The following is a 4,657-nucleotide window of genomic DNA, read 5'->3' as shown; positions in this document are numbered from 1 at the left end:
TATCCGGCACGGCAGGATCGGACATGTCCCCAGCGGGTTGCGCGGCTTCAAGTAGATTGAGAATTCCGCCGGGGGATTTCATGGTGCGCACATAAGATGCGAGATGACCTTCGCGGTACCATTGGGCGAAAGACGAATAGGATTGCAGTGTCATTGCTGCACCTCGAAGGTCGCAAGAGCCGGCCCCTTCGCACTCATCGAGATTTGTCGCACAGGGTCGCGGACCGCCCGCCGATAGTCGGATGGGCTCATCCGCCGGTGCTTCGTGAAAACCCGGGCAAGCACTTGGTTGGAGGAGTACCCGACCTCGAAGGCGATCTCGGTAACCGGAAGGTCCGTTGTTTCGAGGAGGTCGCAGGCTCTCTCGAGCCTCAGGCGAGTCAGGTAGACCCGAGGCGGCACGCCAAGGCTTTGCTTGAACATGCGGGCGAAATGAAATGGAGAGAGCTGCGCCTCGGCAGCCAGTTCGTCGAGGCTGACGTCATCCGAAAGCCGCGCCCGCATCAGTTCCAGACAGCGCCGCTCGGCCCACGGGGCGAGGCCGCCCTTTGTCGGCCCGAGTGGCGCCCCGCACAACCGACATAGCTCGGCCAATATCTCGCAACCTGCGGCCCGTGCCAGTAGCCCCGACGGTGCGCCCTGCTCGTCACACAGGGCCCACAGATTCCGGAGCGCTGATCTGATGTTTGGACAGTCAAACACCCGGCCGTAGACATAGGAGCTGTCGGACGAGAACCGGCCACTAGTGGCTTCATCGAGGACGCTTTCCCACTGCGCCATCGGGAACGCCAGACAGCGAACCCGATGGCTCGTATCCGCAATTGTCGTGGTGGCGAAGTTCGGCGCAGCGAGCACGATGCCGCCTTTCTTGGTCGTCAGACCAAAGCGTCCCCCGCCGAGGTCGCCCCTGATACGACAGCCGCCGTGCACGTCCTGATAGAGGGTGATATCCGGCACGGCAGGGCGGGACCGGTCTCCGGCCTGTCCCTCAATCTCAAGAAGATCAAGGATTCCCCCTGGGGATTTCATCGTTCGCACATGGGAAGCCTGTCCGCCTTCGCGGTACCATTGGGAGGCGGACGAGTACGCGGGCGATGTCATTGTTGTGTCTCCTCTCGGATGGCAACACGGGTTTGTAGCAAGTTCGCATCCTGAGCCGAGGAAGGCCCTGGTCCTTGGCAGTTGCGCGACGGTCGGTGCCATTTGCGCAGATGGCTTCGTCTTCATTGGCCTGGCCCTAAGGTCATTCGGTCGAAGCGTCCGTTCAAACTCGTTGAACAAAAAATGGTGCCATGGGTCGACATTGATTCTATAGTTGTATCGTAACACAAAAATTGTGTATCGTTGCAACTCAGGATCGTCAAAAGTGGCAGAGAATAGCTCAGACCACCGGAAGCAGAGCCTGTCGTTCGATGACAGGCTCGGTCGTTAGGCGTGACCCGGCGCCGAAACCGGTCGGAGCCCGTTGGATATGAAAGAGTGGAACCGACCTGGATTGGCAGTTAAATGAGCGGAGCCAGCCAGAAGCAACAGACCAGAACCGGGGCGCATTGATTGGAACCACGTAACAAGAAGCCGACGCTAAAGACCATCGCAACTGCGTTGGGTCTGGGCGTCACAACCGTCTCGCGCGCCCTTCGTGACGATGAAAAGATCGGCGCAAGGACGCGCAAATCCGTTCAGGACATGGCACGCCAGCTTTCCTACCATCCCAGCCGGGCGGGTCTACGGCTGCGGACCGGAAAGACGAACGTCATCAGCCTCGTCCTGGATACCGAAGAGCAGATCGGCAGCTTCGTGTCGCAGATGATCTGCGGGATCACCGAGGCGCTTGCAGGCTCGCCCTATCATCTGATCGTCACGCCCTATTCAAAATACGGCGATCCCGTCGCGCCGATCAGGCACCTGGTCGAGACCGAAGCCGTGGACGGAATCATAATCTCCCGGATCGAGCCCGAGGACATGCGGGTCAAGTACATGATCCAGGAAGGCATGCCCTTCGTGACCCATGGCCGGACGCATATGGGTGTCCAGCACCCCTACTTCGATTTCGACAACCAGGCTTATGCCAGAATTGCCGTCGATTGCCTCGCCAGTCGGGGGCGCAAGCGTTTGGCACTGCTCGCCCCGCCTGCGGGCCTCAGCTTTCACGACCACACGCGGCAAGGCTTCGCGGCGGCGGTGGCCGAGCACGGGCTGGAGGAAGTGCGATTCCAGGGTATCTCGAACGACAGCACGATCGAGCAGATCAGGATTGGAGTGAGAAACCTGATGCGGCAAACCCCCGCCCCGGATGGGCTGATCAACAGCGCGGGCGGGGTAAGCGGCACGGGCGGCGCGATTCTCGCAATCCAGGCCGGCCTGAAGGATGTCGGTGTCGTCATCGGTCGCGACGTCGATATCGTCACCAAGCAGCTTTTCGCAAACCTTCCCGTATTTGGCGACGCGTTTCACGTGGTCCACGAGGACGTGCTGGACACCGGCCGGGGCCTCGCCAAAGCCCTGCTCGGGTCGATCGAGGGAAGGTCCGTGTCGGAGCTGCAGACCCTGGTAGTTCCGACGACGGTGACGTTGCAGTCCACGAGTGACCTGCCTGAAAGAAGAACCGGCTGAGCGGTCCGCCGTCGCGGCACCCGAAAAACCCGCCGCTTGCAAATGTCGCCCGGGGGGCGGGCACACCGTGTGCCATGACCGCTCGTCGAGCCCGAGGTGATTGCTTCGCCACGCCCGCCGACATTTAACAAGGCTACATCTGTTCGCCCCGTCACCGCGAGACGTGACACCCGGCAGCATCCCTTCCTCAAGAAACGCCCGAAAAAGACCCGCAAGGCTGGGCCCCTGACAGCAATCCCGGAAACGCCATCCCGGCGCGGGAAACGTAGTGTTGCGGTACGTTGTCACTCCAGAAAGGGAAACAAATGAACCGCCTCTCTCTCGCTCTTGCCTTCACTATTGCCGGCGCCGGATTCGCTGCCGCGCAGGCTTTCAACCCGACCGAGATGTCGCAGGGTCTCGACATGCTGCAACTGCAGCTGAACAACATGATTTCCTCTTACGGCATTGATGTGAACGTCGATGAACTGACCGTCGCGCAAGTGGCCGAAGTCATCGCACGGGTCAATGACGGTGCCGACACCAAGCAGGAAATCGAAGAAGCCATCGAGCTGGCACGGGCGCGCTAGCCCTCAACTCTGCAACAAACGTCGCCCCGCCCGGATTGGGCGGGGTGACTCGAGGTGAAAGGATCGTGGATCATGGCGCGCAGGATTGGGACGGAAAAGTCTGCTCTGGTTGCGGCGGTCTTTGCTTTGCTGTCGGTTGCTCATGTCGACGCCCAGGGATTGGGCCAGGGTGACATGGCCCTCAAGAATGAGGGGCATTCCGGGATCGTCCACCCGGATTCCGGGACCGAAATTGCGGACCAACTCCAAGGCTCGCTGCGCTTTGAACCAATCACGATGCTCAGCGATCTCTATCGCAAGGACATCGTTCTTCTGATGCGCCATGGTCCGACCGACTGGTCCCAGATCGACGCGCGCGGAGTAGACCCAAAGGACTGCACGCGCCAGCGGATGATGACGGCCGAGGGGAAGGAGGCAATGCGGCAGCTTGGGATGCACTTGGCCGTCAGCGAAATTCTCCCCACAGGAATCAGGGTCAGTCCGTGGTGCCGTAACGCGGAGACATTTGATGCTTTGATGGAGGGCATTCTCAGCATTACCCCGGGATACGACCGATCTGTCCAGGTCGCGGAAGATTACGGTCTGGGACTGTTGCTGTCGTTGGGCGGCGCTCCGTCCGTTGTTCCGATCAAGGAGGCCATTGACGACTGGAAGAAGCGCGGGCCAACCGGACCGCTGCTTTTGATCACCCACTACACGAACATCGAGGAACTGACAGATTTCCGAGTCTATGAAGGCGAGATCCTCGTGCTTGATCCCGCGCTGGGCAACCGCGTCCTCGGATATCTTCGCATGGACTCAGCGAAGCCGGATGCGATCCACTTCGACGTCCCCGACATCGACGGACAAACAAACTGAGCGGCGCCGGACGGAACCCCTCATTGTTCTCGGGCCCGGATTTCAGATCTTGATGAAGCTCGTCCCCGTGAGGGCGCCAAAGGGAGGCTCGGCCAGCGGGCCACCGACGCTCAGGGCTCCCAGATCGACCGGGAAGAAGCCTGCCCGATCCAGAATGTCGCGCACGTCGGATTTTGCCGCCGCATCATCGCCGGCGTAGAATAGCACGCGCTTGCCCCCTGACACCTCGGGCTCTGCCAGCAGACTAACCTCAAGGTGGTTGAAAGCCTTCACGACGCGTGCGCCGGGTGCGAAGCCAGCAACAATCTCGGTCGAACCAGTGCCGCCAAGGTCCACCGCCTTGATGCCATAGGCGGCCAGTGGGTTGGTGGTATCCTTTGCGTCCTCGGAGTCGGGATCAAGGAACAGCACCGGGTTTGTGCCGTCCACAAGGATGCGACCGTTCCATGCTGGCAGACCGGACAGGGTAGCTTCCACATCGGCCCACCGCACGGCCAGTACGACGATGTCGGCGCTGGCAGCCTCGGCCGTTGTGCCTGCAGTGATCGGGCCGCCAATGTCTGCGATCAGACTGGCCAGCGACTCCGGCCCGCGGCTGTTGGAAATAGTCGCGGCAA

The 4,657-nt window shown here is 61.0% G+C and carries 5 protein-coding genes; 3 read left to right on the top strand and 2 right to left on the bottom strand.

Translation table 11 applies throughout. The features are described 5' to 3' along the window. Window positions 1-150: 150 nt before the first annotated feature. Window positions 151-1,101 (bottom strand): helix-turn-helix domain-containing protein, encoded by a 951-nt coding sequence (locus ACRCSW_RS07840; RefSeq protein ID WP_438704002.1) that lies wholly within the window; start codon window positions 1,099-1,101, stop codon window positions 151-153. 453 nt (window positions 1,102-1,554) lie between these two features. Between ACRCSW_RS07840 and ACRCSW_RS07835 the strand changes: the two genes are divergently transcribed. From ACRCSW_RS07835 to ACRCSW_RS07825, 3 genes are all read left to right on the top strand, one after another. Then, window positions 1,555-2,613 carry a LacI family transcriptional regulator gene (locus tag ACRCSW_RS07835; RefSeq protein ID WP_438704001.1) on the top strand — a complete coding sequence of 353 codons (1,059 nt, stop codon included), beginning with the start codon at window positions 1,555-1,557 and terminating at the stop codon, window positions 2,611-2,613. Window positions 2,614-2,918: 305 nt separating this feature from the next. Next, window positions 2,919-3,182: a hypothetical protein gene (locus ACRCSW_RS07830; protein ID WP_438703999.1), complete on the top strand. Its 264-nt coding sequence runs from the start codon at window positions 2,919-2,921 to the stop codon at window positions 3,180-3,182. A gap of 72 nt (window positions 3,183-3,254) precedes the next feature. Further along, complete coding sequence (locus ACRCSW_RS07825) at window positions 3,255-4,040, top strand: hypothetical protein (protein WP_438703998.1); 786 nt, start codon at window positions 3,255-3,257, stop codon at window positions 4,038-4,040. 42 nt (window positions 4,041-4,082) lie between these two features. Here the strand turns inward: ACRCSW_RS07825 and ACRCSW_RS07820 are convergent. Beyond that, window positions 4,083-4,657, bottom strand: a 575-nt coding sequence (locus ACRCSW_RS07820; protein WP_438703997.1) for an NADPH-dependent F420 reductase, incomplete at its 5' end; no start/stop codon positions are given.

It is taken from the genome of Tabrizicola sp. (genome assembly GCF_051645465.1).
Lineage (GTDB): Bacteria > Pseudomonadota > Alphaproteobacteria > Rhodobacterales > Rhodobacteraceae > Tabrizicola.
This window is presented reverse-complemented; position numbering and strand designations above follow the sequence as displayed.